The following is a 235-nucleotide window of genomic DNA, read 5'->3' as shown; positions in this document are numbered from 1 at the left end:
AAGTTCGCTCAGGGCTGGGGCTCGATCGCTGCTGTTGCAGCTTACGACGCCAACCTTGAAGAGTGGGCCGGCAAGGTTCGCCTCGACGTCAACGTCACCGACAAGGTTTCGGTCTGGGTACAGGGCGCTTACAAGTCCAACGACGACGAATACTTCTCTACGTCGGATGGTAATGGCGGTCTTTACACCTACCGTGCGGTCACCAGCTTCTACGGCACGTGGGGCGGCGACTGGG

General features: G+C 59.6%; 2 pseudogenes. One reads left to right on the top strand and one right to left on the bottom strand.

What is annotated here, in order from left to right:
* Window positions 1–123, bottom strand: a pseudogene (locus F9K94_RS25055) (hypothetical protein); the annotation flags it as partial.
* On the opposite strand from F9K94_RS25055, the pseudogene F9K94_RS24315 reads away from it, so the two are divergent.
* Window positions 64–235 (top strand): annotated as a pseudogene (locus F9K94_RS24315) (porin); the annotation flags it as partial. The pseudogenes F9K94_RS25055 and F9K94_RS24315 sit on opposite strands and share 60 nt — an antisense overlap.

This window comes from Brucella tritici (genome assembly GCF_008932285.1).
GTDB lineage: Bacteria > Pseudomonadota > Alphaproteobacteria > Rhizobiales > Rhizobiaceae > Brucella > Brucella tritici.
The sequence above is the reverse complement of the archived record's forward strand: the minus strand, read 5'-3'. Positions and strand labels throughout refer to the sequence as shown.